Origin of the sequence: Pedobacter zeaxanthinifaciens (assembly GCF_003313335.1) — a bacterium.
Lineage (GTDB): Bacteria > Bacteroidota > Bacteroidia > Sphingobacteriales > Sphingobacteriaceae > Pedobacter > Pedobacter zeaxanthinifaciens.
The window spans coordinates 29,149-54,557 of sequence record NZ_QMHP01000006.1 but is presented as its reverse complement, the minus strand read 5'-3'; the positions used below and the strand labels follow the sequence as shown (position 1 = coordinate 54,557).

General features: G+C 39.8%; 26 protein-coding genes. 16 read left to right on the top strand and 10 right to left on the bottom strand.

Annotated elements, in window-relative coordinates; translation table 11 throughout:
- The first annotated feature begins 17 nt into the window (after positions 1-17).
- Positions 18-545: a SixA phosphatase family protein gene (locus tag DUT68_RS10570; RefSeq protein WP_113638167.1), complete on the top strand. Its 528-nt coding sequence runs from the start codon at positions 18-20 to the stop codon at positions 543-545.
- Here DUT68_RS10570 and DUT68_RS10565 read toward each other — a convergent pair.
- Positions 540-1,226: a M15 family metallopeptidase gene (locus DUT68_RS10565; RefSeq protein WP_113638166.1), complete on the bottom strand. Its 687-nt coding sequence runs from the start codon at positions 1,224-1,226 to the stop codon at positions 540-542. The two genes, DUT68_RS10570 and DUT68_RS10565, sit on opposite strands and share 6 nt — an antisense overlap.
- A gap of 1 nt (position 1,227) precedes the next feature.
- A complete protein-coding gene (locus tag DUT68_RS10560; protein ID WP_113638165.1) occupies positions 1,228-2,454 on the bottom strand; it encodes an alanine dehydrogenase in 1,227 nt (408 codons plus the stop codon).
- 54 nt (positions 2,455-2,508) lie between these two features.
- On the opposite strand from DUT68_RS10560, the gene DUT68_RS10555 reads away from it, so the two are divergent.
- Positions 2,509-2,928 (top strand): hypothetical protein, encoded by a 420-nt coding sequence (locus DUT68_RS10555; protein ID WP_113638164.1) that lies wholly within the window; start codon positions 2,509-2,511, stop codon positions 2,926-2,928.
- 3 nt (positions 2,929-2,931) lie between these two features.
- Here the strand turns inward: DUT68_RS10555 and tsaE are convergent, their stop codons facing one another.
- Together tsaE and porX are read right to left on the bottom strand one after the other, a co-directional pair.
- A complete protein-coding gene (tsaE, locus tag DUT68_RS10550) occupies positions 2,932-3,351 on the bottom strand; it encodes a tRNA (adenosine(37)-N6)-threonylcarbamoyltransferase complex ATPase subunit type 1 TsaE (protein WP_113638163.1) in 420 nt (139 codons plus the stop codon).
- Positions 3,352-3,429: 78 nt separating this feature from the next.
- A complete protein-coding gene (gene porX / locus DUT68_RS10545; protein WP_113638162.1) occupies positions 3,430-4,983 on the bottom strand; it encodes a T9SS response regulator signal transducer PorX in 1,554 nt (517 codons plus the stop codon).
- Positions 4,984-5,147: 164 nt separating this feature from the next.
- Between porX and DUT68_RS10540 the strand changes: the two genes are divergently transcribed.
- The 8 genes from DUT68_RS10540 to DUT68_RS18340 all read left to right on the top strand — a co-directional run bounded on the left by DUT68_RS10540 (position 5,148) and on the right by DUT68_RS18340 (position 12,079).
- A complete protein-coding gene (locus tag DUT68_RS10540) occupies positions 5,148-6,371 on the top strand; it encodes an HD domain-containing protein (RefSeq protein WP_113638161.1) in 1,224 nt (407 codons plus the stop codon).
- Between the two features lie 104 nt (positions 6,372-6,475).
- Positions 6,476-7,549 (top strand): UDP-3-O-(3-hydroxymyristoyl)glucosamine N-acyltransferase, encoded by a 1,074-nt coding sequence (gene lpxD / locus DUT68_RS10535; protein ID WP_113638160.1) that lies wholly within the window; start codon positions 6,476-6,478, stop codon positions 7,547-7,549.
- A complete protein-coding gene (locus DUT68_RS10530) occupies positions 7,549-8,961 on the top strand; it encodes a bifunctional UDP-3-O-[3-hydroxymyristoyl] N-acetylglucosamine deacetylase/3-hydroxyacyl-ACP dehydratase (protein WP_113638159.1) in 1,413 nt (470 codons plus the stop codon). The genes lpxD and DUT68_RS10530 overlap by 1 nt, the downstream gene beginning before the upstream one ends.
- Entirely contained in the window at positions 8,958-9,743 is a 786-nt protein-coding gene (gene lpxA, locus DUT68_RS10525; RefSeq protein ID WP_113638158.1) for an acyl-ACP--UDP-N-acetylglucosamine O-acyltransferase, read from the top strand. Before DUT68_RS10530 ends, lpxA begins: the two co-directional genes overlap by 4 nt.
- A gap of 6 nt (positions 9,744-9,749) precedes the next feature.
- Entirely contained in the window at positions 9,750-10,367 is a 618-nt protein-coding gene (locus tag DUT68_RS10520) for an ABC transporter ATP-binding protein (protein WP_113638157.1), read from the top strand.
- Positions 10,368-10,520: 153 nt separating this feature from the next.
- Positions 10,521-11,081 carry an elongation factor P gene (gene efp, locus DUT68_RS10515; protein ID WP_113638156.1) on the top strand — a complete coding sequence of 187 codons (561 nt, stop codon included), beginning with the start codon at positions 10,521-10,523 and terminating at the stop codon, positions 11,079-11,081.
- A gap of 233 nt (positions 11,082-11,314) precedes the next feature.
- On the top strand, positions 11,315-11,881 hold the full coding sequence (locus DUT68_RS10510) for a 5-formyltetrahydrofolate cyclo-ligase (RefSeq protein ID WP_113638155.1): 567 nt from the start codon (positions 11,315-11,317) through the stop codon (positions 11,879-11,881).
- A gap of 9 nt (positions 11,882-11,890) precedes the next feature.
- Entirely contained in the window at positions 11,891-12,079 is a 189-nt protein-coding gene (locus DUT68_RS18340; RefSeq protein ID WP_162796360.1) for a hypothetical protein, read from the top strand.
- On the opposite strand, the gene DUT68_RS10505 is transcribed toward DUT68_RS18340, so the two are convergent.
- The 4 genes from DUT68_RS10505 to DUT68_RS10490 all read right to left on the bottom strand — a co-directional run bounded on the left by DUT68_RS10505 (position 12,076) and on the right by DUT68_RS10490 (position 15,927).
- On the bottom strand, positions 12,076-13,107 hold the full coding sequence (locus DUT68_RS10505) for a formimidoylglutamase (protein WP_113638431.1): 1,032 nt from the start codon (positions 13,105-13,107) through the stop codon (positions 12,076-12,078). The two genes, DUT68_RS18340 and DUT68_RS10505, sit on opposite strands and share 4 nt — an antisense overlap.
- Positions 13,100-14,338, bottom strand: coding sequence for an imidazolonepropionase (gene hutI, locus DUT68_RS10500; RefSeq protein WP_113638154.1), 1,239 nt, complete (start codon positions 14,336-14,338; stop codon positions 13,100-13,102). The genes DUT68_RS10505 and hutI overlap by 8 nt, the downstream gene beginning before the upstream one ends.
- A gap of 79 nt (positions 14,339-14,417) precedes the next feature.
- A complete protein-coding gene (locus DUT68_RS10495) occupies positions 14,418-15,185 on the bottom strand; it encodes an exodeoxyribonuclease III (RefSeq protein ID WP_113638153.1) in 768 nt (255 codons plus the stop codon).
- Between the two features lie 37 nt (positions 15,186-15,222).
- Complete coding sequence (locus tag DUT68_RS10490) at positions 15,223-15,927, bottom strand: peptidylprolyl isomerase (protein WP_113638152.1); 705 nt, start codon at positions 15,925-15,927, stop codon at positions 15,223-15,225.
- Between the two features lie 139 nt (positions 15,928-16,066).
- On the opposite strand from DUT68_RS10490, the gene DUT68_RS10485 reads away from it, so the two are divergent.
- From DUT68_RS10485 to ygiD, 3 genes are all read left to right on the top strand, one after another.
- A complete protein-coding gene (locus DUT68_RS10485; protein WP_113638151.1) occupies positions 16,067-16,624 on the top strand; it encodes a helix-turn-helix domain-containing protein in 558 nt (185 codons plus the stop codon).
- Positions 16,625-16,700: 76 nt separating this feature from the next.
- Positions 16,701-17,273, top strand: coding sequence for a YceI family protein (locus DUT68_RS10480; protein ID WP_113638150.1), 573 nt, complete (start codon positions 16,701-16,703; stop codon positions 17,271-17,273).
- A gap of 85 nt (positions 17,274-17,358) precedes the next feature.
- Positions 17,359-18,183, top strand: a complete 825-nt coding sequence (gene ygiD / locus DUT68_RS10475; protein WP_113638149.1) for a 4,5-DOPA-extradiol-dioxygenase — start codon at positions 17,359-17,361, stop codon at positions 18,181-18,183.
- A gap of 14 nt (positions 18,184-18,197) precedes the next feature.
- On the opposite strand, the gene DUT68_RS10470 is transcribed toward ygiD, so the two are convergent.
- Both DUT68_RS10470 and DUT68_RS10465 read right to left on the bottom strand, forming a co-directional pair.
- Entirely contained in the window at positions 18,198-18,668 is a 471-nt protein-coding gene (locus DUT68_RS10470; protein WP_113638148.1) for a DUF6265 family protein, read from the bottom strand.
- Positions 18,669-18,978: 310 nt separating this feature from the next.
- The gene (locus DUT68_RS10465; RefSeq protein ID WP_113638147.1) at positions 18,979-20,376 is read right to left on the bottom strand and encodes an aldehyde dehydrogenase family protein; all 1,398 of its coding nucleotides are present in this window, start codon (positions 20,374-20,376) and stop codon (positions 18,979-18,981) included.
- A gap of 113 nt (positions 20,377-20,489) precedes the next feature.
- On the opposite strand from DUT68_RS10465, the gene DUT68_RS10460 reads away from it, so the two are divergent.
- The 3 genes from DUT68_RS10460 to DUT68_RS10450 all read left to right on the top strand — a co-directional run bounded on the left by DUT68_RS10460 (position 20,490) and on the right by DUT68_RS10450 (position 25,237).
- Complete coding sequence (locus tag DUT68_RS10460; RefSeq protein WP_157960837.1) at positions 20,490-21,686, top strand: hypothetical protein; 1,197 nt, start codon at positions 20,490-20,492, stop codon at positions 21,684-21,686.
- A gap of 143 nt (positions 21,687-21,829) precedes the next feature.
- A complete protein-coding gene (locus tag DUT68_RS10455; RefSeq protein ID WP_113638145.1) occupies positions 21,830-24,229 on the top strand; it encodes a S9 family peptidase in 2,400 nt (799 codons plus the stop codon).
- A gap of 108 nt (positions 24,230-24,337) precedes the next feature.
- On the top strand, positions 24,338-25,237 hold the full coding sequence (locus DUT68_RS10450) for a DUF4886 domain-containing protein (RefSeq protein ID WP_113638144.1): 900 nt from the start codon (positions 24,338-24,340) through the stop codon (positions 25,235-25,237).
- Positions 25,238-25,409 lie beyond the last annotated feature (172 nt).

Genomic DNA, 25,409 nt, shown 5'->3' with positions numbered 1-25,409 from the left:
TCTGAAGGTAAAAAACGATGAAAAAAGTATTAGTGTTATTGCTTTTGTTTGTGGGCTTGCAACAAACCATATATGCGCAAAAAGTATTGAAAGTTTGGGTAGTAAGGCATGCCGAAAAAGACACCACAAATCCTAAAGATCAAGACCCTGATTTATCGGCGGCAGGCGCTAAACGTGCCGAAGCACTAAAAAAGGAATTGAAAAGCCAAAGGTTGGATTCCATTTTTTCTACCGATTACAAACGGACCAAGCTTACTGGTTTTCCATTGGCTGACATTACTGGAATTAGCGTCAAAACATACAATCCTGCAAAAGTAGATGTACTGGCCAAATCACTTAAAATGAATGCACAAGGGAAGAAGATTTTGATTATTGGGCATTCCAATACAGTATTGGAAATTATTGAAGCTTTTGGCGGGAAAAGGCCTATAGAAAAGCTGACAGATGACGATTATAGCTATTTGTTTTCTTTAACCATTAAAGGGGATAAAGTGGAGGTTAAAACCGAGAAATACGGCGATAAAGAACCTGTTAAGGAGCTATAATTTTCCGAAAGGAATATCCATCAAATCGTAATCCTGCCAACCAATAAAATCAAAGTGCCACCATTCGTTGTAAATCACTTTGAAGCCATTGCTTTCCATGGTGCGTATTAAAAAGTCTCGGTTTTTGATAACGTTCGGCGGAAGATCGGCAAAATGTGGTGCTGCTGCAGCTTCAAAACTATCATAGGGTGTAGGCATTGGCACATCTTTACCCGTTTTTAAATCAATGATACTCAAGTCAACGGCACAACCTCTGTTGTGTTTCGATCCTTTGGCAGGGTTAGCAACAAAATTTTTATCGCTTGCCTTTTCGTAAAACGATAGGGTTACTGCATAGGGGCGGTAAGCATCAAAAATTTTAAGTCCGTAGCCTTTTTTCTTTAATTCCGCTTGGATCAGCTTCAGCTTTTCCACTACCGGCTTACGGGCAAATGCGCTTGCTTGTTGATACATCACCTGTCCCATGAAATTGTTTTTGGTGGCATACCTAATATCAAGCACTACTGATGGGATTGCTTTTTTTATATCCACAAGGGCCAAATTAGGATTTTTGGCTACAGCGGCCTTATAAACTTTGTAATCGTTAACTACATTTAAACCATAAGGATTTTGTGCGTTTTTTTGTGCGCATGAACTAAAGCTTAGGCAGGCTAAAAAAAGCAGTAAGGCATGTGTTTTCATATTACTGATTGGAAAGTACGAGCAGTTCTAAATCCTTGTAAGGCAAATTATACATCGTAGCCAAATCTTTATTGGTGATGTGACCCTGATAGCAATATAGTCCATCTCTAATCCCAGGCCTGTTCCACACCATGTTCATTAAGCCGCCCATGTCGCCAATATCCACCAAAATTGGGGCAAAAATATTAGTTAGGGCATAAGAGGCCGTACGTGGCACCCGTGATGCAATATTTGGTACGCAATAATGAATCACATCGTGTTTCACAAAAACAGGCGCTTTGTGGTTGGTTACTTCAGAAGTTTCAAAACACCCACCTTGGTCAATGCTTACATCAACCACCACCGAGTGAGGTTTCATTTTGGCCACCGTATCTTCCATTACCACACAAGGGCTGCGGCCATGGTCAGAGCGGATGGCGCCTATCACCACATCGCAGGTAGTAATGGCTTTTTTTAGCACTACCGGCTGCATTACCGAGGTAAAAACGCGGTTGCCTAAATTGTTTTGTAAACGGCGTAGCTTGAAAATTGAACTATCGAAAACTTTTACTTCAGCACCTAAAGATAATGCGGTTCTTGCGGCATATTCGCCCACCGTACCAGCGCCTAAAATCACAATTTCGGTAGGTGGCACGCCGGTAAAACCTCCAAGCATTAGGCCTTTTCCACCAAAGGCACTGCTCAAATATTCTGCAGCAATAAAGATAGAGGTAGCCCCTACAATTTCGCCCATGGCCCTTACTACGGTGAGTATATTGCCTTCATCGCGGATGTTTTCAAAGCAAAGCGCATTGATTTTTTTGCCCAGCAAGGCCTTTAAAACCTCTGCTTTTAGCGTACCTACCTGTAAGGCCGAAATCAAGGTTTGGCCTTTGTGCATCAACTCAATCTCTTCGAGCGTAGGCGGAGCTATTTTTACGATGATATCAGCAGCCCAAACATCCTTTTTGTTAAAGGTAATTTGTGCGCCTTGTTCGCTATAGTCTTTATCGCTAAAATTTGCGCCGTTTCCAGCGCCGCTTTCCAGTAAAACTTTATGGCCATTATTTACCAAAAGCGCAACAGATAGCGGTGTTAAAGCTATTCTACATTCTTGGTATGAAGTTTCTTTTGGGATGCCAATAAATAAGCTATTGCTTTTCTTTCCGGTTTCTAGCATTGCTTCTTGGGTTTGCATTAACCCTCGTTTGGCAATGGCAGCCATTTCGTCGCGTAATCCTGTAGCCATTATTTATGGTATAGTTTGAAAAATTGAAGATACGAAAAATAACTTCTAATTGATATGCTGAAAATCACAGCAATTAAAAATTCTAATCGTTATTATTGCAGTTATCAAATACCGCTACTTTATGAAACAAATCTATTTAATAGGCTGTTTGGGCTTTTTTTTATTTCCATTCAGCTCCTTTTGGTAAAAGCCGAGAAACATGCGGAATGGGTAGTTGTGAACTTAGAGCAATATCATTTGCCGGTACCAGAGTATGGTTTTGTGGTTGGATTTAAAATTTTTCCAGCTTCATTTTATGGCCAAAAAAATGGATTCGTTAAGTCTGAAGATATGGTTACACCTAAGCTAGCGATTAAAACCTACTTAAGAAAAAGCAATGATGCTTGGCGACGAAACCTAATCAGAAACAGCAGATGGCAAAAAGAAGACAGGTCGCATTTTGGTATCAGGGCAATGATTGCCGAACCAAAATAATGGTTAATATTTGATGAAGTCAAACAACCGTTGCTCATTGCCAGTGACGGTTATTTTTACTTTGATATATTCATCGGGCATTAACTCTTTCACCTTTGAAGGCCACTCAATTAAGCAGTAATTTCCGCTGTAAAAATATTCTTCATAACCAATGTCATATGCTTCGCGAAGACTTTTTAGCCTGTAAAAATCAAAGTGATAGATAGGGCCGTGGCCACTTTCATATTCGTTAACGATAGAAAATGTTGGGCTGCTTACCACATCTTCCACACCCAAGGTTTCGCAAAGCGATTTGATGAAAGTTGTTTTACCAGCGCCCATATCGCCATCGAAAATGAAGAATTTTTGCTCGCCAGCAAAAGCCAACAATTCTTCGGCAACTTGAACTAATTCACTAGTACTGTTAATGGAAATCGATTTCATTTAGCACAAAGATATAGCTTAACCACATAGATACATAGTTCTTCTATTTAAATTCTATGTGCCTATGTGGTTATTAAACTACTTGGATCCGTAAGTTACAATCGGAATAATCATTTCCTCCATTGATATACCTCCATGCTGGAAAGTTTCGTTGTAATAGTTCACAAACTGGTTATAATTGTTCTGATAAACGAAATATTGATCTTCCTTAGCAAAAATATAATTGGAACTAATATTCACCTTCGGCAATTTAGCTTGGTGCGGATCTTTAATCAAGAAAACTTCCTTAGGGTTGTAATTTAAATTTTTGCCCTGTTTGTAACGTAAATTGGTGTTGGTGTTTCTATCGCCAATAACTTTACTAGGTGTTTTTACCCTAATGGTACCATGGTCTGTAGTGATAATTAATTTTACCCTTTTTTGCGCCAATTTTTTAATCAACTCTAGCAAAGGCGAGTGTTCAAACCAAGATAAAGTCAATGACCTGTAAGCCGCGTCGTCATTAGCCAGCTCTCTAATCATCTGCATATCGGTACGGGCATGCGAAAGCATATCCACGAAGTTAAAAACAATGGCATTAAACTCGTTATGCATCAGGTTGTTCACTTGGTCAAGCAAATCTTTACCCTGATCAAAAGTCAATATCTTGTGGTAGCTAAACTTACAATCTTTTCTTAGGCTGCGTTTAATCTGATCATCTAAAAAAGTTTCCTCGTGTAGGTTTTTTCCTCCCTCATCATCATCATTTTGCCATAACGAAGGAAAGCGTTTTTCCATATCCAAAGGGGTAAGTCCCGAGAAAATTGCATTACGGGCGTACTGCGTGGCTGTTGGCAAAATACTCGAATAGGTATCTTCTTCCTCCAATCGGAAATGTTCGCTAATTAACGGGTTGATGATTTTCCATTGGTCATATCTCAGGTTGTCAATCAAAATGAAAAATACTGGCGTGTTGCTGTTAATCAAGGGGAAAACCTTTTTCTTTAGCAATTCGTGGGAAAATAGCGGAGCACCTGTACTTCCGTTAATCCAATCAATGTAGTGGTTTTCCACAAATTTCGAAAATTGCTTATTGGCCTCTGCTTTTTGCATGGTCAAAATTTCATGCATCTGCGGATCATCCAATTTTTCAAGCTCTAGCTCCCAAAAAACCAGCTTTTTGTACACGTCAACCCATTCCTCATAGCTCAACTTGTCATTTAGCGTCATGCCAATATTCCTGAAATCTTGTTGATAGGCCGAAGAAGTTTTCTCGCTCACCAAACGTTTATTGTCGATCAATTTTTTGATGGTAAGCAATACCTGCTTTGGATTTACCGGTTTAATCAGGTAATCATCAATTTTAGAGCCAATGGCATCTTCCATCAAATTTTCCTCTTCGCTCTTGGTAATCAGCACTACGGGTACATCTGATCGTATATTTTTGATTGCAGAAAGTGTTTCCAAACCTGTTAGGCCTGGCATATTCTCATCAAGGAAAACTAAGTCAAAATGTTCCTTACCGAAAGCCTCCAGTGCGTCATTTCCGTTGGTAAAAGTGCTAACAGCGTAGCCTTTTTCGTTCAATAGTAAAATATGAGGTTTTAGTAAGTTAATTTCGTCATCGGCCCATAATATCTTTGTTTCCTGCATTTTCTGTTCTTTTTATGTAAATTGAAAGATTAAAAAGCGCTCAGCTTTTCTACTGTCGATAAAATTAGCAATTTTTGTACCGCAATAATCATAGTTGGAAGTTTTTAGTTTACAGTTGGCAACGTTCCAACATTTTAACCTTTCAACATTCCAGCAAATAGAGAATGAACAAAAAGAAAATCATTAACGACCCAGTTTATGGGTTCATTACTATACCATCTGAGCTCGTTTTCGACCTAATCTCGCACCGTTATTTCCAACGTTTGAGGTATATCAAGCAGTTGGCTATGACCCATATTGTTTATCCGGGAGCGCTAAACACCAGGTTTCACCATGCCTTGGGGGCCATGCATTTGATGAGCCTAGCCTTAGAAGTACTTAAAAGCAAAGGTCACGAAATAACCCCAGACGAAGAGGAAGCGGCAACCATCGCCATCTTACTTCACGACATTGGCCACGGGCCGTTTTCACATGCTTTGGAGCATACTTTGGCACACGGTATTAGGCACGAAGACATTTCCTTGTTAATGATGGACAAGCTTAACGAAGAGTTTGGCGGGCGGTTAAGCACTGCCATACAAATCTTCAGGGGCAAATACCACCGCAAATTTTTCTGCCAGTTAATTTCGGGGCAGGTTGATTTGGATAGGATGGACTACCTTAACCGAGATAGTTTTTACACTGGCGTAAGTGAGGGAGTAATTAGTTTTGACCGTATCATCAAAATGTTCAATATTGTTGATGATCAATTGGTGGTGGAAGAAAAAGGCATCTACTCTGTAGAAAAATTTTTAATAGCACGCCGTTTAATGTACTGGCAGGTGTATTTACATAAAACCGTGGTAGCTGGAGAGCAGCTTTTAGTGAAGATTTTAGAACGTGCCAAAGAATTATCGGCTGCGGGAACTAGCTTGTTTGCTACGCCAGCGCTACAACATTTCCTACAAAACGATGTAAATGCCACTAACTTTTTTGATGAAGAAATTCACCTGCAGCAGTTTTCAAAGCTTGATGATCAGGACATTTATGCATCAGTTAAGGTATGGGCCGATAACGATGATGTGATTTTGTCGAAGCTTTGCAGGATGTTAAATGCTAGAAAATTATACAAAGTAGAAATTAGCAACGAACCACCAGATCCGCAACGCCTGCATCGTTTGGCGTTTCAAACCTCCGTGGCGCTGGATATTCCTGAAGAAGAGGTTTCTTATTTCGTTTTTACAGATACCATTACTAACCGAGCCTACAACGCTGAGAGCAGCAATATCAATATTTTAATGAAAAATGGTACTTTGTTGGATATCGCAAAAGCGTCTGATTTATCCAATTTAGAGTCGCTTGACAAAACCGTTAAAAAGCATATACTCTGTTACGTAAGAGGGATTTAGCAATTTTTAACAAAATAATGAGCCAAAAAACCCGTTAATTCGTCTCACAACATTAGTGATTATTGATAATTTGTTCATATCAATTTAACATTTAACTTTGTAACATGCAATTTACTGCCAAGCAGATAGGCGAATTTTTAAATGGAACTGTAGAAGGCGATGAGAACGCTAAAGTAAGTACGCTTTCTAAAATAGAGGATGGTGCTGCTGGCTCGCTCTGTTTTTTATCAAATCCTAAATATGAAAACTATTTATATACTACAGCTGCCTCTGTAGTGATAGTTTCCCAAGATTTTGTTGCAACGCAACCTGTTAAAAGCACTTTAGTAAAGGTGAAAGACCCTTACAGCGCTTTTTCTGTTTTGTTGGATAAATATAATGAATTTGCCAACGCCTCAGCAAACGAGGCCGGCATCCACAGCACTGCTTTTGTACATCCATCGGCTAAGTTAGGTAGCAACGTATATGTAGGCCCTTTTTGCTGTATTGAGGAAAATGTACAAATTGGCGATAACTGTAAGCTTAACGCCCAAACTTTTATTGGGGCAAATAGTATTTTGGGGAACGACTGCGTGTTGTACCCTGGAGTAAAGGTTTACAAGCGCTCAGTATTAGGCAATAGGGTAATGATTCATTCGAACACCGTAATTGGAAGTGATGGATTTGGGTTTGCTCCACAACCTGATGGCTCCTACAATAAAATTGCCCAAATTGGCAATGTAGTAGTTGAGGACGATGTAGAGATTGGTGCAAATACAGCGATAGATAGGGCCACAATGGGTTCTACTTTTGTACGTAAGGGCGTAAAACTGGATAACCTCATCCAAATTGCACATAATGTGGATGTTGGCGCACATACCGTGGTAGCTGCTCAAACAGGTATTTCTGGAAGTACCAAGCTGGGTTCAAATTCGGTAATTGGCGGCCAAGTAGGCATTGCGGGTCACTTAAACTTAGGAAATAAAACCCAGGTTGGTGCGCAGGCAGGAATTAATTTTGATACCGAAGAAAACAAACAATGGCACGGGAGCCCGGCACAACCGCTAAAGGAGTGGATGCGCTCAACGGTAATCTTCAAAAAGTTGCCTGAAGTTGATAAAAGAGTAAGAGAATTAGAAGCTAAAGTTGCCGAGCTTAAGGCGCTTATAGAGAAAATGACAACAACACAAACACCATAATGAACGTTAAGCAAAGAACCATAAAAGGCGAAATATCAGTTAAAGGAGTAGGACTACACACGGGAGCTAACGTCACTTTAACGTTTTGTCCGGCACCGGAAAATCATGGATTTAAATTTCAAAGAATTGATTTGCCTGGGGAGCCAATTGTTGATGCAGATTGCGACAATGTAACAGATACCGCTAGAGGAACTACCATTACCCAAAATGGCGCAAGCGTAAGTACGGTTGAACATGTAATGGCTGCATTGGTAGGCATGGATTTGGATAACGTGCTGGTGAAACTTAACGGTCCTGAAACGCCAATTATGGATGGCAGTTCTATTAAGTTTATTGAAGCTTTGGAACAAGTTGGTGTATCTGTACAACATGCAGATAGAGAATACTATACCATTCCTCATAACATTACGTATACTGAGCCTGAAAGAAGCGTGGAAATTGTGGCAATGCCGTTGGACGATTACCGCTTTACTTGCATGATCGACTATAATTCTCCTGTATTGGGAAGTCAACATGCCGGTATTTCAACCATTAGCGAGTTTAAAAAGGAAATTGCTTCGTGTAGGACGTTTTGCTTTTTGCATGAGCTGGAATATCAATTACAAAACAACCTCATTAAAGGTGGCGATTTAAATAATGCCATTGTAATAGTGGATAAGGAAGTAACTAAGGACGAATTAAGTCACTTAGCGAAAATTTTTAATAGAGAAGAAATTGACGTAGCTCCGCAAGGTATTTTGAATAACATGGAGTTGCGTTACCAAAACGAGCCCGCCCGTCATAAATTGTTGGATATGATTGGTGATTTAGCTTTGGTTGGCATGCACCTAAAAGGTCATATTATGGCGGCAAGGCCGGGTCACGCAGCTAACGTGGCTTTCGCGAAGAAAATAAAAGCGGCAATCAAAAAAGATAAGGGCAAAAAGAAAATCAATGCTTACGATTTAAATGCCAAACCTCTTTTTGATGTGGTAGATATCATGAAGATTTTACCACACAGACAACCTTTTTTGTTTGTGGATAAAGTGCTTGAGCTTACTAAAACACACGTTGTGGGGCTAAAAAACGTGTCCATGAACGAAGAGTTTTTCAAAGGTCACTTCCCTGGTGCTCCAGTTTTCCCTGGGGTGATACAGATAGAAGCCATGGCACAAACCGGCGGCATTTTGGTGCTTAGTACCGTTCCAGATCCGGAAAATTACCTTACCTACTTCCTTAAAATTGACAATGTGCGCTTTAGATCGCAGGTGATGCCTGGTGATACCATTGTGTTCAGGTGCGATTTAATGGAGCCAATTAGAAGAGGCATTGCACAAATGAAAGGCGTGGGAATGGTTGGCGAAAAAGTAGTTGTAGAGGCCGAAATGATGGCGCAAATTGTAAAAGTTAAAGATAACGAAACCACTAAATGATACAACCATTAGCATATATACATCCGCAAGCTAAAATTGCCGATAACGTAGTAGTTGAGCCTTTTGCTGTAATACATAAAGATGTAGAAATTGGCGAAGGTACTTGGATTGGATCTAACGTAGTGATTATGGATGGCGCCCGTATCGGTAAAAATTGTAGGATTTTTCCGGGCTCGGTAATTTCAGGGGTTCCGCAGGATTTAAAATTTGCTGGAGAAATCACCACTGCGGAAATTGGCGACAATACCACCATTAGGGAATGTGTAACCGTTAACCGCGGCACAAAAGATAAGTGGAAAACGGTGATTGGAAGCAACTGCTTAATCCAGGCTTACTCGCATATTGCACATGATTGCCAAGTGGGAAACAACTGCATTTTTTCAAACAGCACTACCTTGGCAGGCCACATTACCATTGGTGATTATGTGGTTTTGGCGGGTTTGGTAGCAATTCACCAATTTGTAAAAGTAGGTTCACATGCTTTTGTAACTGGCGGTTCACTGGTGCGTAAAGATGTTCCTCCTTATGTTAAAGCAGCTCGCGAACCACTTTCTTATGTGGGAATCAATTCGGTAGGTTTGCGTAGGAGGGGATTTTCTTCCAACCAAATTAACGAAATACAGGAAATTTACCGTGTGCTTTTTGTGAAGAACAACAACGTAACCAAGGCACTGGATATGATTGAAGCTGAATTCCAACCAACGGAAATCAGAGATGAAATCGTTGACTTTATACGCAACTCTAACAGGGGCGTAATGAGAGGTTTTGGTACCGGCGGCTAGTTCAACATGCAAATAACGCTAGAGAATTTAGGTAGGCGATTCAATAAAGAGTGGATCTTTAAAGGGATTAACTATACTTTTTCTTCAGAAAATAAATATGCGATATTGGGGCCTAACGGCTCGGGAAAGTCTACGCTACTTAATGTGTTGTTGGGCAATTTAACTTCTTCCGAAGGAAAAATCAGCTACCTGAGCCCTAAAGAAATTCCAGCAGATCAAATTTTCAACTACGTTAGTTTAGCGGCGCCATATTTGGATTTGGTTGAAGAATTTACGCTACAGGAAACCATTGAATTTCATTTTCAGTTTAAAAAATACCAGCAGGGTTTAAACGCTTCTGGCGTGCTAGATTTGTTGGCCTTAAGTAAAGCGGAGGATAAACCGCTAAAATATTTCTCATCAGGGATGAAACAGCGCACCAAATTGGTGTTGGCATTTTGTTCAGATACGCCCATTTTGGTTTTGGATGAGCCTACCTCTAATTTAGATGCCCAGGGTACAGACTGGTATTTGCAATTAGTTGAAAAGTTTGCTAAAAATAGATTAGTTTTGGTGGGTTCTAATCAGCCTTATGAGTATGAGTTTTGTAACGATAGGCTTAACATATTGGATTACAAAACGTAAAAAAATAATGATAAATGTGCCGAAATGTGGGTTTAAACCGTTTAAAAGCACAAACAAAAAATATTTTAAAATCACTATTGTTTAATTAAAAAATAGTCTATACCTTTGCGGCACGAAATGAGGCCGAAATAATAGGCGTAAATTTCAAAGAAAATGGCAAAAGCATCTGATATTAAAAATGGAAATATTCTTCGCTTTAACGGAGAATTGGTACAGGTAGAAGAGTTTATTCACCGTACGCCAGGAAATTTAAGAGCTTTCTATCAGGCAAGAATGCGTAACGTAAAAACTGGTAAACTGGTTGAATATCGTTTCCGTGTTGATGAAGAGGTAGAAATTTGCCGTGTAGAGACCAACGATTATCAATATTTGTACGAAGATGGTACTTTCTTGGTAATTATGGACAACACTAGTTACGAACAATACAACGTGCCAAAATTTTTATTTGGCGAAGGCGTAAAGTTCTTGAAAGAAGGAATGAACGTAATTGTAGCTTTCGAAAGCGAAGAACCAATTATGGCTCAATTGCCTCAAAACGTAGAGTTGGAAATTACCTATACTGAGCCTGCAGTAAAAGGCAATACTTCAACAAATGCACAAAAATATGCAACTGTTGAAACTGGAGTTGAAATACGTGTGCCAATGTTTATTAACCAAGGCGATAAAGTTAAGGTTGATACCAAAACAGGGGATTACATAGAAAGAGTAAAATAAATTTTCATAGTTTAGTTTTAGGTTTAGGTTGATTGTGGCTTCGGAGTGGTTCCCGAAGCCATCTTTTTTTATACCTTTAGCCAAAATTTGATTAACGCTTCATTGCGGAAAGCACCACATAACAATCAACAAGCAATAGTTTTGTATCTTGTAATATTATCCTACCAAAAGGATATTTTATTGTTATACAGATTGGGTTATAGCCTCACAATGACGAAAAAATCACACGGATTATGCTAAAATCAACACTGAGAAAACAAAGCTTACAGCAGCGAAAAGCACTTAGCGAGGATGATTTTTTAGCCCTAAACCAGCTTTTACTAGCTCAGTTTAAAACGCTTGATTTTAGTGACATCAACACCGTACATATTTTTTTGCCTATTATTGAAAAAAGAGAGCCCGACACCTTTCTTATAATCAACTGGCTGCAGGAAAATCATCCTCAAATACATGTTGTTGTGCCAAAAGCCAATTTCGATGACCACTCCATGAGCCACCACTCCTACCAAAGCGACGATTTAAAAACGAATGCGTATCAAATACCTGAACCGCAGACCAGCATACCATTTGACGGCAAAATAGACTTAGTTTTGGTGCCGCTATTGGCTTTTGATCTTCGCGGCTATCGTGTAGGTTATGGCAAAGGGTTTTACGACCGCTTTCTATCTCAAATTAATCCATTGAAGGTGGGCATTTCTTTGTTTGATGCTCAGGACGAAGACATTGCTGACATCCACCCCGATGATATTAGGTTAGATTTGTGCATTACTCCCAAAGGAATTATTAAATTCAAAATTTAATTTCGATACTTGACAAAGATTCTCGATACTATTAAAATGGAAAAGGACTTTAAAATTACTACCGCAAAGCAATACGAGGAAACAATGATTGCTATTTTTGAGATGCAGGAGCAGGAAGAGCCCTTGACCGCCAAACAACTCGCCGAAATGGAAGTGATGGCTAAAGCGGCACAACGTTACGAAGACGAAGAGCTTTAAATTAGCTGATGGCTTTTAATAAAATCGCTGACTAAAAGTGAGATTTTTTTGCCGATGTTGGTGTCTGTTTGGCCATCATTTAACTGGTAGGCGCCTTCGCAAATATGTAGGTAGGTAAATTTACGCTGTAGGTGCATGATCAACTGCCGTACTTCATTTAAGGTAAAGCCGCTCGGTGTACTGGCGCTTGATAATGCCCCGGAGATACTGTCCATATCAATTTCCAGCCCTAAAGGAAATTTAGTGCGATTTAAGAGAATTTCTGCGGCAACCCTTAAGTCTTGTTGGAAAGCCAACAAATCTTCCAAATAAAAGGCTTTAACGTTGTTGTTTTGAGCAATGAAATCAAGCTGTGCTTGGGAAATATAATTTTGGCTTAAACCTAAAATCCGATACTGATCTAAAAGGCCATGCTCAATGGCGGTACTGAAGCCATTTCCACTATGTCTACCTTCTTCCGGATTTCTCAAGTCGGCGTGGGCATCAATGTTTAGGACATCTATTTTGACATTTAATGCCAATGAGGTTCCCTTAATTATGGGATAGCAGTTGTTATGCCCGCCTCCAATAACAATCGGGATTTTTCCAGCGGCTACAATAGCGTGGATCATTGGATACACCAAATCATCTATTTGACTAACGTTTCCGCGGAGACTTTCCGTATCGGTGGCATGATTTTCAGGAATACGAAATTCGCCCAACACAAGAATGTTTTCACCACTAAAAAAGGCATTTTGTTGCATGTTAAGCAAAGCCTTTAGTGTGGGTTGCCATGCTGTATTTGCTCCACCTTGCCCATGGTTGGCCCTTACGCCAATATCTTCTGGGATACCTAACAGCACAAACCTTGCGCTGCTCCGCTTAAGTGTATTAATGGAAATGGCCTTGCCAAATGGCAAGTCATGATTTCCTTGGGTTTCATCAATCGGATCGTATACGGCTACTTTTTCGCCGATTTTAGTTTCTCCGAAGCGCTTATTGACTAAACTTAAAATATCGCTTTGCGAAAATAGATGAAAACTAGGCATGATAAAAATCCCCATTTAAAATTACATTTTCTATTTGACTTTGTCCAAAACTATATGGTAAATACGCTAAGGAAGTCATAGGGCGGGTAATGAATAGGTTTGCCTTTTTGCCAACGGCGATACTGCCTATCTCATGGCTTATTTGCATGGCTGCCGCTCCGTTTAAGGTGGCAGCATTGATGGCTTGTTGTGGGGTCATCTTCAATTTGATACAACCTAAAGATACCACAAAGTTCATGTTACCTGATGGCGTTGAACCTGGATTGTAGTCGCTTGCTAGGGCAACGATGGCGTTGTTTTCAATCAGTCCTTTGGCATTCGCAAACGGGATATTGATATAAAAGGAGCAGGAAGGAAGTAGCGTAGCAATGGTGTTGCTTGTGCTCAACGTTGTAAGTACTTTATCGTCTGTTTCTTCCAGGTGGTCAACAGACACCGCCTGATACGCTACACCAAGTTCGGCAGCTCCTGAAACAGATAACTGGTTGGCATGTATTTTCGGCAATAGCCCATATTGTTTTGCAGCGCTTAAAATTTGAGCTGTTTCTTCTAGAGAGAAAAACCCCTTTTCGCAAAAAACATCAATATAATCGGCCAAGTTTTCGGCTGCTACTTGTGGTAATAACTTATGAATGATAAGGTCGATATAGCCTTGGTGATTATCTTTAAATGCTGTTGGATAGGCGTGTGCCGCAAGCAGCGTTGCTTTAATAGGAATAGGAAAAGCCGCTTTAAGCCTTTTGATAACCCTTAGCATTTTCAGTTCGCTTTCTATCGTTAAGCCATAACCACTTTTGATTTCCACCGCCCCGGTGCCTTGCTTAATCATATCTCTTAACCGGATGCTGGCACTATCAAAAAGTTCGCCTTCGGTGGCTTTTTGCAGTTTGGCTGCGGAGTTTAAAATTCCACCACCGGCAGCCGCAATTTCTTCGTAGGTTTTACCAGCAATTTTAAGGGCAAACTCTTCTTCTCGGGGCGCTGCAAAAACAATATGGGTATGGCTATCACACCATGAGGGGAATACGAAACGCCCTTCGGCATTTACCACTTCCAAGTTGACCTCAGGTGTACGGAGGTCGCTCATCAATCCAAAATCCTTAATTAAACCGTTTTCGAGCAGCAACCAAGCATTTTCTAGAACAGGCAGCTGATCTAATTCGCTGCCGCGAAGAAAAAGTTGGTTTTTCGGATGAACGCCAACGAGGCCTTTAATGTTAGTGATAAGCATATTTGGTTAACAGGTTAAATCGGTTATCGGTTAATTGCCTAGCTGCGCTTAAACAGTTTCGCCAATACTGATTAACCTTTTATTGTAGTTCAAGTAAAATAGGGCAATGGTCGCTATGTAGGGCGTCAGGTAAAATGCGCACATTCTTCAGTCGATGCTCCATTTCTCGTGTAGTGAGGTGGTAATCGATACGCCAGCCCAAGTTTTTGCCTCGAGCACCTGCACGGTAGCTCCACCACGTGTAATGATGCGGATCCTGGTTGAAATGCCTGAAGGAGTCAATAAAACCACTGTTGATGAAAAGCTCCATCCATTCTCGCTCTTCAGGTAAAAACCCCGAAGAATTAGCATTGGATTTTGGATTATGAATGTCGATGGCTTTATGGCAAATGTTGTAATCTCCAGAAATGATCAAGTTAGGATAATGCTGCCTTAGGTCTGAAATGTAGCCTTCGAAGAACTTCATGAATTCGTATTTTTTCGCTTGCCTTTCATCGCCACTGGAGCCAGAAGGCAGGTATACGCTCATTAAAGAAAATCCATCAAAATCTGCCCTTAAAATCCTTCCTTCAGCATCTATCCAAGGCTCGCCACAGCCAAACTCAACATGATTAGGGAGTACTTTGGTAAGTATGGCTACGCCGCTGTATCCTTTTTTTTCGGCAGGAAACCAATAATGATGATAGCCCAAATGTTCTATCAGCGAAATGATATCTGGAATTTGTTCTTTTAGCGCTTTTACCTCCTGTAGGCAAACCATATCGGCATCGGTAGCTTGTAGCCAGGTAAATAAACCTTTGGTTGCTGCGGCACGGATGCCGTTTACGTTGTATGATATAATTTTCATTTTTTTTATACTTTACTCATTACTGGCAATGAGCATGCTATTTAACGGCTTTGGCCATTTTATTTAATTCTTTTTCAAGGCGTCTTGCTTCTCTTTTTTTCAGCACCGTTATTGTCATTTTCACATCTTCCTTTGGTCGGTTTGCATTTCCAGTTTCCACGGCCGCAATGTTATCAATCATAGCTATTCCTTTTACCACTTCGCCGTAAACCGTGTAATTTCTATCTAAATGAGGTGTTCCGCCCAAAGTTTTGTAAACAGCTCTTTGGTCATCTGGTATTTTATGCTTTAGCCTGTTTTTTTCAACGTTATCCAGTTGTTCATCAGTAAAAACTTTGCCCTGCACCAAATAAAACTGGCTGCCGCTAGATGCCTTTTCCGGATTGTTATCTCGTGCAGCCGCTAAAACTCCCTTTTTGTGAAATAGGCTGTCTCTAAACTCCGCCGGTACAGTGTATTTTGGTCCGCCATTGCCCAACATTGCCTCTGGCGTAGCATTTTTGGAATCAGGGTCTCCGCCTTGGATCATAAAATCCTTAATCACTCTGTGAAAAATAGTACCATCGTAATAGCCTTCTTTGGCTAACTTTAAAAAATTATCGCGGTGTAAAGGCGTTTCATTATAAAGCCTAATGATACACTCGCCTTTAGAAGTACTGATTTTGACATATTGATATTTTGGCTTAGCCGCTTGGGCAAAACCGCAAAACAGCATGGCAAAAAGGAGCAAAAGTTTATTCATGATAATTTGTTTTGCGCTAAGTTATTCAGAAAAGCGAAGAAATGAAACATGCACCTTTGGAAACCCTAATTTGTCTTGTTAAAGTTGAAATATTGGCTGCTTTTTAAAGAGGAGAAAATAAATCCCTATTTTAGTGTTTATGAAGCTGTACATCAAAAATATGGTTTGTGATCGCTGCAAAATGGCCGTAGAAAAACTATTGCTAGATCAACACTTGCAAGCGGTTAAGGTGCAATTGGGCGAAGTAGAGCTTCAGCAGCCAAGCTTGAGTGAAAAAGCGTATCAGCAATTAAAACAAGGACTAGCACATTTGGGCTTCGAACTTTTGGAAGACAAAAAGAAGGCGCTTGTTAATCAGATTAAAGCTTGCATTGTACAATTGGCGCACTACAATCAAGAGCCATTGAAAACAAATCTGTCCGCTTATTTGAGCAAGCAACTCCATACAGATTATACTTCGTTAAGTAATTTGTTTTCGGCCGAAGAAGGCAATACCATTGAGCATTATTATATCCAGCAAAAAATAGAACGAGCCAAAGAATTGTTGAGTTATGGGGAGCTTACGCTAAGTGAAATTGCGTTTCAGCTGAATTACAGTAGTGTTGCCCATTTATCGGCCCAGTTTAAAAAAGAAACAGGCTTAACGCCATCGCAGTTTAAAAACGATTTGAAACGTAAAACGCTGGACAGCCTCTAAATGGTTTCTTAACATACATCAACCTTTAAGGCAAATTGCTGTTGTAATTTTGTATTCAAATTTAAAGACAATAGCGATGAAAAGATTATTTTTATTTTTAGTAGCCACTAGTTTGAGCTTGGCAACATTTGCACAAACTAAGTGGACAACCGACCCAGCGCATTCCTTCGTTAACTTTTCTGTTAAACACTCGGGTATTTCATTTGTAGATGGATCATTTAAAAAATTTAGTGGCGAAATTGTTGCTTCGAAACCAGATTTAACTGATGCGAAAATCAATTTTACCGTGGAGGCATCTAGCATTTATACCGGTGTTGATATGAGAGATAACCACTTAAAATCAGATGATTTTTTTAACGCCGAGAAATTTCCGACATTAAAATTTGTAAGTACTTCTTTCAAAAAGTTAAGTGGCGATAAATATAGATTAACAGGTAAGCTCACCATTCGTGATGTAACCAAAGAGGTAACTTTTGCGGTAGTTTATGGTGGTACGGCAAAAGATCAGCAAGGAAATACCAAAGTAGGCTTTTTAGCCACTACTACCATTAACCGTTTGGATTATAATGTAAAATACGATCCAACCGGTGCAGGCATAGGTAAAGACGTTAACATCACTTTGAACTTACAATTTGCACAAGCTAAGTAAGCTCTTATGCTACAGCTGCATCAATTCCTTCATGAGATAACTTTCAGAAGCAATTTTTGCAACTGTGGCTTGTAATTCAACTAAAATGAATACACTACAGCAATTCAATCAATTTACAGCTAATTTGCCGCAAAGCGATGTAATGCCTGCCTTGTTTATGGGTCATGGTTCGCCAATGAATGGTATTGAATTGAATGAATTTAGTACGGGTTGGGCAAATGTGGCTAAAGCTATTCCGTTGCCTAAAGCAATTTTGGTGGTTTCGGCGCATTGGTTTACTAACGGAACCAAAATAACCGCAATGGATTTTCCTCCAACCATACATGATTTTGGCGGTTTTCCGCAGGCACTTTTTGATGTGCAATATCCCGCACCCGGAAACCCGGCCTTAGCGCAGGAAACAGCTCAACTAATTAAATCGGCACATGTAGAGTTGAACCACGATTGGGGCTTAGACCATGGCGCATGGACAGTAATTCGTCACATGTATCCACAGGCTGATATCCCAGTGCTACAGCTAAGCATTGATTATACCAAAGGCCCTGCTTATCATTATGAACTGGCTAAAGAAATAGCAGCTTTGCGCAAAAAAGGCGTGTTGATTTTAGGTAGTGGAAATATGGTGCATAACCTGCGGATGCTAAGTTGGGAAATGATCAATGGCGGTGGTTACGATTGGGCAAACGAAGCCAATGAAAAATTCAAATCAGCTATTCTGAATAAAGATCACCGAAGCCTAATGCAATATGAGCAAATGGGTTCGGAGGTAAAGTTAGCTATCCCAACGCCAGAACATTATTTGCCTTTGATGTATGTTTTAGGTTTGCAAACCGCTACCGAAGACGTCAATTTGTTTAACGATAAAGCGGTAGGCGGCTCCTTAACTATGACTTCCGTAAAGATTGGTTAATGTTAAACATTCTATTACTGCTTCACATAAGGAAAACTTATTTTTCTGGTTTTTCCATTGATATTTCCTTCAATCCAAGCTAAAAGCTCTTCTTTACCTTTGTTTTGATAACTGATTTTTTGAGGAAAGTCGTGCTGTTTATTTTCGAAGGTAAAGGTGTTGTTTGCCCAAGCAACTAATTTAAAATTCGTTTTGCCTTCGTTCCCCTTTTCAAATCCGGTAACGCAATAATGCCAAACGCCATCAATTTTCTTTAACACCACCGCCTCTGTTAAAATGCTGTCGCCTTTTGCATCAAATTGGTATGAGGTTCCTGTTAAGCTATCGCGATGTTTTGTCCAGCTTTCAACAACTTTCCCGGTTTTATTTTTCATTTCCCATTTTCCCACCAAAAAGCCAAAGATGTTTACGGTTTTGTTTTGGGCCTGCACATAAAAGGAGCAAACAACTAGTAATGAGATGGATAGGAATAAATTTTTCATCATTTTATGATCAATTAAAGATGGTTATTTTAAGGATTACAAATTTAACTTAAGTTCGGGATAGGAGAATTATTTAATTTGCTAGCGATAGCGCTTCAAATCTTCGTTCAGCTAATTTTCGGTCTCTTATTTTTCGGGTTGCACTAATAAGCCAAAGCACTTTCTTTGAAAGAAAAATAAGCAACCGAGAGTTTTTGTTACTTTTTGCGGTCAAAAAGTAAGAGCCCAGCGGCGGCGAGCTAAAAAACATCGTTAACCCAAATTTTTCAAGAATTGTAAAATACTTAATCCGAACTTATTTTAAATTGACTAACTACATTATCCTTTTTAAAAGATTGAGTACCCAATTTTTGGCATCATACGGAGGGTACACCAATTTGTTAAAATCTGGACTACGTTGGGTAACTACACTGCGCTCATGCGAAAAATTCTTAAAGCCAAAAAAACCATGACTGCTACCTATTCCGCTGTGGTTTACTCCGCCAAAAGGTAGTTTTGGGTTAGCAATGTGTACCAAAACATCGTTTACGCAAGTGCCGCCTGCACTGGTGAGCTTAATGATGGACTTGATATTTTTATCGCTTTTGCTGAAAATATATAAGGCTAGAGGCTTGGTTTTGGCATTAACAAACGCAATTGCTTCCTCTAAATCCCGATAAGTTACTATTGGTAAAATGGGGCCAAAAATCTCTTCTTCCATTATTTTAGCCTCTTTTGGAACCTGTGTTAAAATAGCAGGATAAATGGTTTGTGATTGATCGTCTGTTTTTCCTCCCCAATTAATTCTGGCACCTTTGTCTACCGCATCAGTTATGAGGTCGCTTAGCCTTTCAAAATGCTTTCTGCTAACAATTTTTCCATACGCCGCTTGGTTAATCGCTTCTTTGTCTTTAAAGTACATTTCAGATACAAACTGCTTATAAAGGCCAATAAATTCGTCTGCTCTTGATTCATGAATCAGCACATAATCAGGAGCAATACAGGTTTGCCCGGCATTTACCAATTTACCCCAGGCTACTTTTTGTGCCGCTTTGGCCAAGTCAACCTGCTGGTCAATAATAGTTGGTGATTTGCCACCAAGTTCTAGCGTAACCGAAGTTAAATTTTTTGCAGCTGCGGCCATCACACTTTTGCCAATTTCCGTGCTTCCGGTGAAAAAAATATGGTCAAACGGCAGTTCCAAAAGCTTTTGCGAAACTTCGGCGTTGCCCTCAAAACAGGCAACATGCTGTTCTTCAAAAGCATCAAGTATGATAGATGAAATAATTTTGCTAGTATTTGAACTGATTTCCGATGGCTTCACAATTACACAGTTTCCTGCAGCTATTGCCGAAACTAAAGGTGACATTACCAGTTGAAAGGGATAGTTCCAGGGTGCAATAATTAAACAAACCCCTTTAGGCTCATAGTAAATGCGGTTTTTAGCAAATAAATTGCTAAAAGTTTTTCCAGCCCGCTTGGGCGCCATCCAATGACGTAGATTTTTGATTGCAAAATCAATTTCTGCGTAGGTAAAATAAAGCTCAGTAACAGCGGCTTCAAATCTGCTTTTGCGCAAATCCTTATAAAGCGCACGAAATATGGCATCTTCTTTTTCGAGGATGCTACTTTTTAATTTCCGCAATAGCTCAATGCGTTGTGCCGCATTACCTTGCTTTAGCGTTTGCTGGTACTGCCGTTGATCGTTGAAAATGCCACTAATTCTATTCATAGGATGTCACAAACTGATGGTTTAATTGTTAAAGATAGTTAAACAGCAATAATAATGTTGATAATTATCAGCAAATTAGCATTGAATTTATACATGCCGTTTTTTATAACTCTATGAAAAGATTTCTGTTTTATTTCTTCTGTTTATCGTCTCTTAGTAGTGTGGCACAAACGCTAAAACCCGATGTTTTTATCGTTGGTAATGGAAATGCAGCAGCAGCCGCGGCCATACAATCGGCACAATCTAATGCTAAAACAGTTATTTTATTGCAGGCTGGCGGTTTTGATATTGAACCTATTGGTGCCGATTTACATTCAGGAGTACAGGCAAAGTTTTTAGAAAAATTAAAGGAACAGCTAAACTTGGCAGATACCATTGCTGAACCCAGCTTTGATAAGCAAGCGGCAAATTTAGCATTGGAATATTGGGCAAATACTTTAAAAACTCTTACGGTAATTAAAAATGTTCAACTGTTAAAGGCCGATAGAGCAGGAAAAGGATGGGCGTTTAAACTGAGCGATGGCAGAACAATTAGACCAGAAGTGCTGGTGAACATTGCAGATAAAAAACTTAATGAAGCGTTAAAGATTGATGCTGCTACAGTAGGCACATGGACTAAGTTTGATTATGGCAATACGTTGTACAAAACCAACGTAGCGGTAGGAAAACGAGTGGATGGCAATACCAACAGTAATTACTCATTTTATCAATACTTTATCCCTAATCAAGAAAATTTGGTTTACGTAAGCGATCCTACCAGCATGCTGATGGGACAAGCGGCGGGCGCAATAGCGGCCTACGCCGGTTTTTTCGACTTGAAGGCCTCTCAAGCAGATTTAAAGCGTGTGCAAGGCGAATTAATTGCGTTCAACACTAATTTAATGCCTTTTTCGGATGTTGGAATTAAAGATGCCAACTGGAAAGCTATCCAAATGGTTGGGGTAACTGGAATGCTAAAAGCAACAGTGGTTAATGGAAAGCTTCTTTTTAATCCCGAACAGTTGGTAAGCACAGCAGAAATTAGGCAGAATATGAAAGATCATTACTACAAAGCACAAATTTGGTTTGATGATTATAAAAGCGATGTTTTAACCATTGGCGCTGCTTTAGATTTGATATGCTACGTAGGTAATAAAGCTCCTGAAACTACGCCTAAGGAAGTGGAAAAAAAGTGGACTTCCGCTTATAATTTCAGCTCTACATTTAAAAAAGATAGACAGATTACACGCCGAGAATTGGCGGTGTTACTACAAGATTATATGCCTCCTTTTAATATCACTATCGATAAAACAGGAAAAATTTTGAGATAATTCCTTTAAATCATTTTACGCTGCACAAAAATAGCTTTGTGCGTTTGTTGCCTTTGTGTTTCATTGTATCTGTAACATTTGTTTTGCCTTGTTTAAAGTGCATTGCTTTTTTGCATAAATTGCAGGCATAACCATACAGTAAAATGAAGAAATTATCTTTTCTTTTGCTCCTTTTTGGCGCAACCGCAAGTGCTCAGCAACTCGCTCCGTTAACAGTGCAAAAAATAATGAGAGATCCCAAATGGATGGGAACCTCTCCTGAAGGCTACCGTTGGTCGGCCGATAGTAAAACCATTTATTTTAACTGGAATCCTGAAGGTAAAGATAAAGCAGGGCTTTACAAGGTTTCAGTAACAGATCAAAAAGTAAACAAAGCTGAAACCGATGAGCCTGAGAACAGTGCGCCTATTAACTACGCGTACAATATCAATAAAACCATGGGCTTATTGGAGAAATCGGGAGATATCTACCTTACCAATTTCAAGTCTAAAAAGGAAATCAGGCTAACCAATACTTTGGAGAGAGAAAGCAATGCCAAATTTTTGTACAACAATGATGTGGTTTACCAAAGGGCAGATAATGTGTATCAGCTTAACCTTTCTACAGGGGAGTTAAAGCAATTAACCAACTTTGTAAAGGGCAAGCCCGATGCCGGCAATGCGGCAAGACCAACCGGTGGCAGGATGCAAAGTAACACTTCCGTTCAGGACACTTGGTTAAGGAATGATCAAACAGCGCTGTTCGATATCATTAAAAAAAGAAATGCCGAAGGCGGAAACCGCATGGGCGGAACCAGAAGATTTGGAATGCAGGCGGGTGGTAGCGGCCCTGCAAGAACAATTAAGCCCATTTATCTAGATGAGGATTTTATGGCGGGGTTAACGGTTAGTCCGGATGGGAAGTATATAAGCTACAGGTTAATTAAGCAGGCCACAGGAAACAAAAATACCATTGTACCTAACTACGTTACCTCTTCGGGTTACACAGAGGACATTAATGGAAGAACGAAAGTTGGGGAAAGCCTGTCTACGAGCATCACTTATGTGTTTGATATCAATAAAGATTCGTTATACGCGGTTAATGTAAGCCAAATTCCAGGAATTAAGGATTTGCCTGATTATGTTAAAGATTACCCTAAACAACTAGAAGAGCGTATCAAAAAAAATGAAGATCGTAAGGTTAACCTCAACGTAGTGAACTGGAATGAGAGCGGCTCTTTTGCCGTGGTTACCGGAAGATCACAGGATAATAAAGATTTTTGGATTTTGAAATTAGACCCCGCTACCGGGACATTGTCTTTAATTGATAGGCAAAGGGACGAGGCGTGGATTGGCGGCCCAGGTATTGGCCGTGATGTGAAGTGGATTGACAATGACAAGTTTTACTTTCAAAGCGAAGCAACGGGTTATGCGCATCTGTATACCTACAATGTGCAAACAGGCGAAAAGAAACAGCTAACATCTGGTAAGTGGGAAGTGCAACAGGTACAATTGGCCAAGGATAAAAAAACGTTCTACATCAGTGCCAATAAAGAACATCCTGGCATTACGCATTTTTATAAGCTTGCCGTTAATGGCGGCGATTTAGTTCAAATTACCACCATGAAAGGAGGAAATGAGGTCACTTTATCTCCAGATGAAAAATGGTTGGCAATAAACTATTCTTACATGGATAAACCTTGGGAACTGTATATCCAAGCTAACCAACCTAATGCAAAAGCAGTTAAAATCACCAAATCTACAACCGCTGAGTTTGATAGCTATCAGTGGCGCCAACCAGATTTAGTATCATTTAAAAATCGTTACGGTGATGACGTGTACGCAAGGGTTTATCCGGCTAAAAATCCTCATCCTAATAAGCCTGCGGTTGTTTTTGTACATGGTGCGGGATATTTGCAAAACGTACATTACTGGTGGAGTCAGTATTTCCGCGAATATATGTTCAACAATTTACTGGCCGATAATGGTTATACCGTAATTGATATTGACTATACGGCAAGCTCTGGGTACGGACGCAATCACCGCACAGGGATTTATAGACATATGGGGGGTAAAGATTTAACTGATCAGGTGGATGGAGTGAAGATGTTGGTGGAAAAATATGGGGTCAATCCAAAAAACGTGGGTTTGTACGGCGGTTCTTACGGCGGTTTTATCACATTGATGGGCCTGTTCAAGGAGCCAGATGTATTTAAAGCTGGTGCGGCACTTAGATCGGTGACGGATTGGGCGCACTATAACCACGGTTACACCTCAAATATTTTGAACGAGCCTTTTAATGATCCAAATGCCTATAAAATTAGTTCGCCTATTTATTTTGCCGACCAGCTTAAAGGTGATTTGGTAATGTTGCATGGCATGGTTGATGTGAATGTACACTTTCAGGATATTGTGCGTTTAACGCAACGTTTCATTGAGTTGGGAAAAGATAATTGGGAATTGGCCGTTTATCCTGTAGAGGATCATGGATTTGTTGAACCTAGTAGCTGGACCGATGAGTACAAGCGAATTTTTAAACTCTTCGAAACTACGTTGAAGAAATAATACTTTTTTATCCAATTGAGGTGATTTTTTGTGGAAATATGCTTCTATAGAGATAAAATGTTTGCGTTGCCTAATTTTATTAATAAGTTAGAGATAAATTGAATAGATATGAATAATAGCGTTTGTAGAAGGTTTTTGTTAAAGATTAGCCTAGTTTTAAGCATTGTTTCCATCGGAACCTTTTCCCTTAAGGCCGATGAAATTAAGTTTGCTCATTTTGACAGGCCAAGCAAGGACAGTGTAATTAAAATCTTGGCAATAGGCAATAGTTTTTCTGAAGATGCAGTGGAACAATACCTGTATGGCCTGGCCAAAGCAGGAGGATATAAAGTGATCATCGGGAACCTTTACATCGGCGGCGCTCCATTAGAGCTTCACCTGAAAAATGCTCAGGAAGATAAGGACGTTTACGAGTACAGAAAAGTGGGCGTAGACGGGAAAAAAGATCGTTATCCAAAAACAAGTATTTCAAAGGCCTTAGCTGACGAAAACTGGGATTACATCAGTTTTCAGCAGGCAAGTCCAAAATCGGGTTTGTTTGATACTTACGTAGAACCTTTGCCTCCGCTTTTCGAGTACGTGAAATCAAGGGCTACTAATCCTAAAGTGAAATACATATGGCACCAAACTTGGGCCTATGCACAAAACTCAACCCATAATGGATTTATAAGCTATAACAAAGATCAAATGCGCATGTACGATGGTATTGTGGATGCCTCCAAACGCGTAATGAAACTAGTTCCAATTGATATTTTAGTGCCATCAGGAACGGCAATCCAAAATGCCCGTACTAAATTAGGCGATGTGCTGTGTAGGGATGGCTATCATTTGGATTTAAATGTGGGCAGGTATACTGCTTCATGTACTTGGTACGAAGCAATTTTTAAGAAGAGTGTGATTGGCAATTTATATAAACCAGAAAAGCTTAGCGGCGCAGATGCCTTAACTGCTCAAGAAGCCGCACATAAAGCCGTCAAAAAACCGTATTCGGTTTCTAAGTTAAAATAATTAGGAATATCGTTAGTCAATTAAAGCCGCGTTTTGTGCGGCTTTAATTTTTTTAATGCGTTTTCTTGCGTTTTTGTTTTTTAATTAGTAATATTATCTCTTGAAAACTAGCCGTTTAACTCAACTTGAAGATAGTATTTGCGCTTTGCTGCAATTTTCCTAGCTTTTTGCC

Bases quoted from the DNA above. Each gene is read 5' to 3' on its own strand.
- efp (WP_113638156.1), top strand. From the start codon at position 10,521: ATGGCAAAAGCATCTGATATTAAAAATGGAAATATTCTTCGCTTTAAC.
- DUT68_RS10480 (WP_113638150.1), top strand. From the start codon at position 16,701: ATGAAAAGATTATTTTTATTTTTAGTAGCCACTAGTTTGAGCTTGGCA.
- DUT68_RS10470 (WP_113638148.1), bottom strand. From the start codon at position 18,668: ATGATGAAAAATTTATTCCTATCCATCTCATTACTAGTTGTTTGCTCC.
- porX (WP_113638162.1), bottom strand. From the start codon at position 4,983: ATGCAGGAAACAAAGATATTATGGGCCGATGACGAAATTAACTTACTA.
- DUT68_RS10485 (WP_113638151.1), top strand. From the start codon at position 16,067: ATGAAGCTGTACATCAAAAATATGGTTTGTGATCGCTGCAAAATGGCC.
- DUT68_RS10505 (WP_113638431.1), bottom strand. From the start codon at position 13,107: ATGCCTAGTTTTCATCTATTTTCGCAAAGCGATATTTTAAGTTTAGTC.
- lpxD (WP_113638160.1), top strand. From the start codon at position 6,476: ATGCAATTTACTGCCAAGCAGATAGGCGAATTTTTAAATGGAACTGTA.
- DUT68_RS10565 (WP_113638166.1), bottom strand. From the start codon at position 1,226: ATGAAAACACATGCCTTACTGCTTTTTTTAGCCTGCCTAAGCTTTAGT.
- DUT68_RS10460 (WP_157960837.1), top strand. From the start codon at position 20,490: ATGAAAAGATTTCTGTTTTATTTCTTCTGTTTATCGTCTCTTAGTAGT.
- DUT68_RS10450 (WP_113638144.1), top strand. From the start codon at position 24,338: ATGAATAATAGCGTTTGTAGAAGGTTTTTGTTAAAGATTAGCCTAGTT.
- DUT68_RS10570 (WP_113638167.1), top strand. From the start codon at position 18: ATGAAAAAAGTATTAGTGTTATTGCTTTTGTTTGTGGGCTTGCAACAA.
- tsaE (WP_113638163.1), bottom strand. From the start codon at position 3,351: ATGAAATCGATTTCCATTAACAGTACTAGTGAATTAGTTCAAGTTGCC.
- DUT68_RS10465 (WP_113638147.1), bottom strand. From the start codon at position 20,376: ATGAATAGAATTAGTGGCATTTTCAACGATCAACGGCAGTACCAGCAA.
- DUT68_RS10510 (WP_113638155.1), top strand. From the start codon at position 11,315: ATGCTAAAATCAACACTGAGAAAACAAAGCTTACAGCAGCGAAAAGCA.
- DUT68_RS10495 (WP_113638153.1), bottom strand. From the start codon at position 15,185: ATGAAAATTATATCATACAACGTAAACGGCATCCGTGCCGCAGCAACC.
- ygiD (WP_113638149.1), top strand. From the start codon at position 17,359: ATGAATACACTACAGCAATTCAATCAATTTACAGCTAATTTGCCGCAA.
- DUT68_RS10540 (WP_113638161.1), top strand. From the start codon at position 5,148: ATGAACAAAAAGAAAATCATTAACGACCCAGTTTATGGGTTCATTACT.
- DUT68_RS10455 (WP_113638145.1), top strand. From the start codon at position 21,830: ATGAAGAAATTATCTTTTCTTTTGCTCCTTTTTGGCGCAACCGCAAGT.
- hutI (WP_113638154.1), bottom strand. From the start codon at position 14,338: ATGCTTATCACTAACATTAAAGGCCTCGTTGGCGTTCATCCGAAAAAC.
- DUT68_RS10520 (WP_113638157.1), top strand. From the start codon at position 9,750: ATGCAAATAACGCTAGAGAATTTAGGTAGGCGATTCAATAAAGAGTGG.
- DUT68_RS10530 (WP_113638159.1), top strand. From the start codon at position 7,549: ATGAACGTTAAGCAAAGAACCATAAAAGGCGAAATATCAGTTAAAGGA.
- DUT68_RS10555 (WP_113638164.1), top strand. From the start codon at position 2,509: ATGCTGAAAATCACAGCAATTAAAAATTCTAATCGTTATTATTGCAGT.
- DUT68_RS10560 (WP_113638165.1), bottom strand. From the start codon at position 2,454: ATGGCTACAGGATTACGCGACGAAATGGCTGCCATTGCCAAACGAGGG.
- lpxA (WP_113638158.1), top strand. From the start codon at position 8,958: ATGATACAACCATTAGCATATATACATCCGCAAGCTAAAATTGCCGAT.
- DUT68_RS10490 (WP_113638152.1), bottom strand. From the start codon at position 15,927: ATGAATAAACTTTTGCTCCTTTTTGCCATGCTGTTTTGCGGTTTTGCC.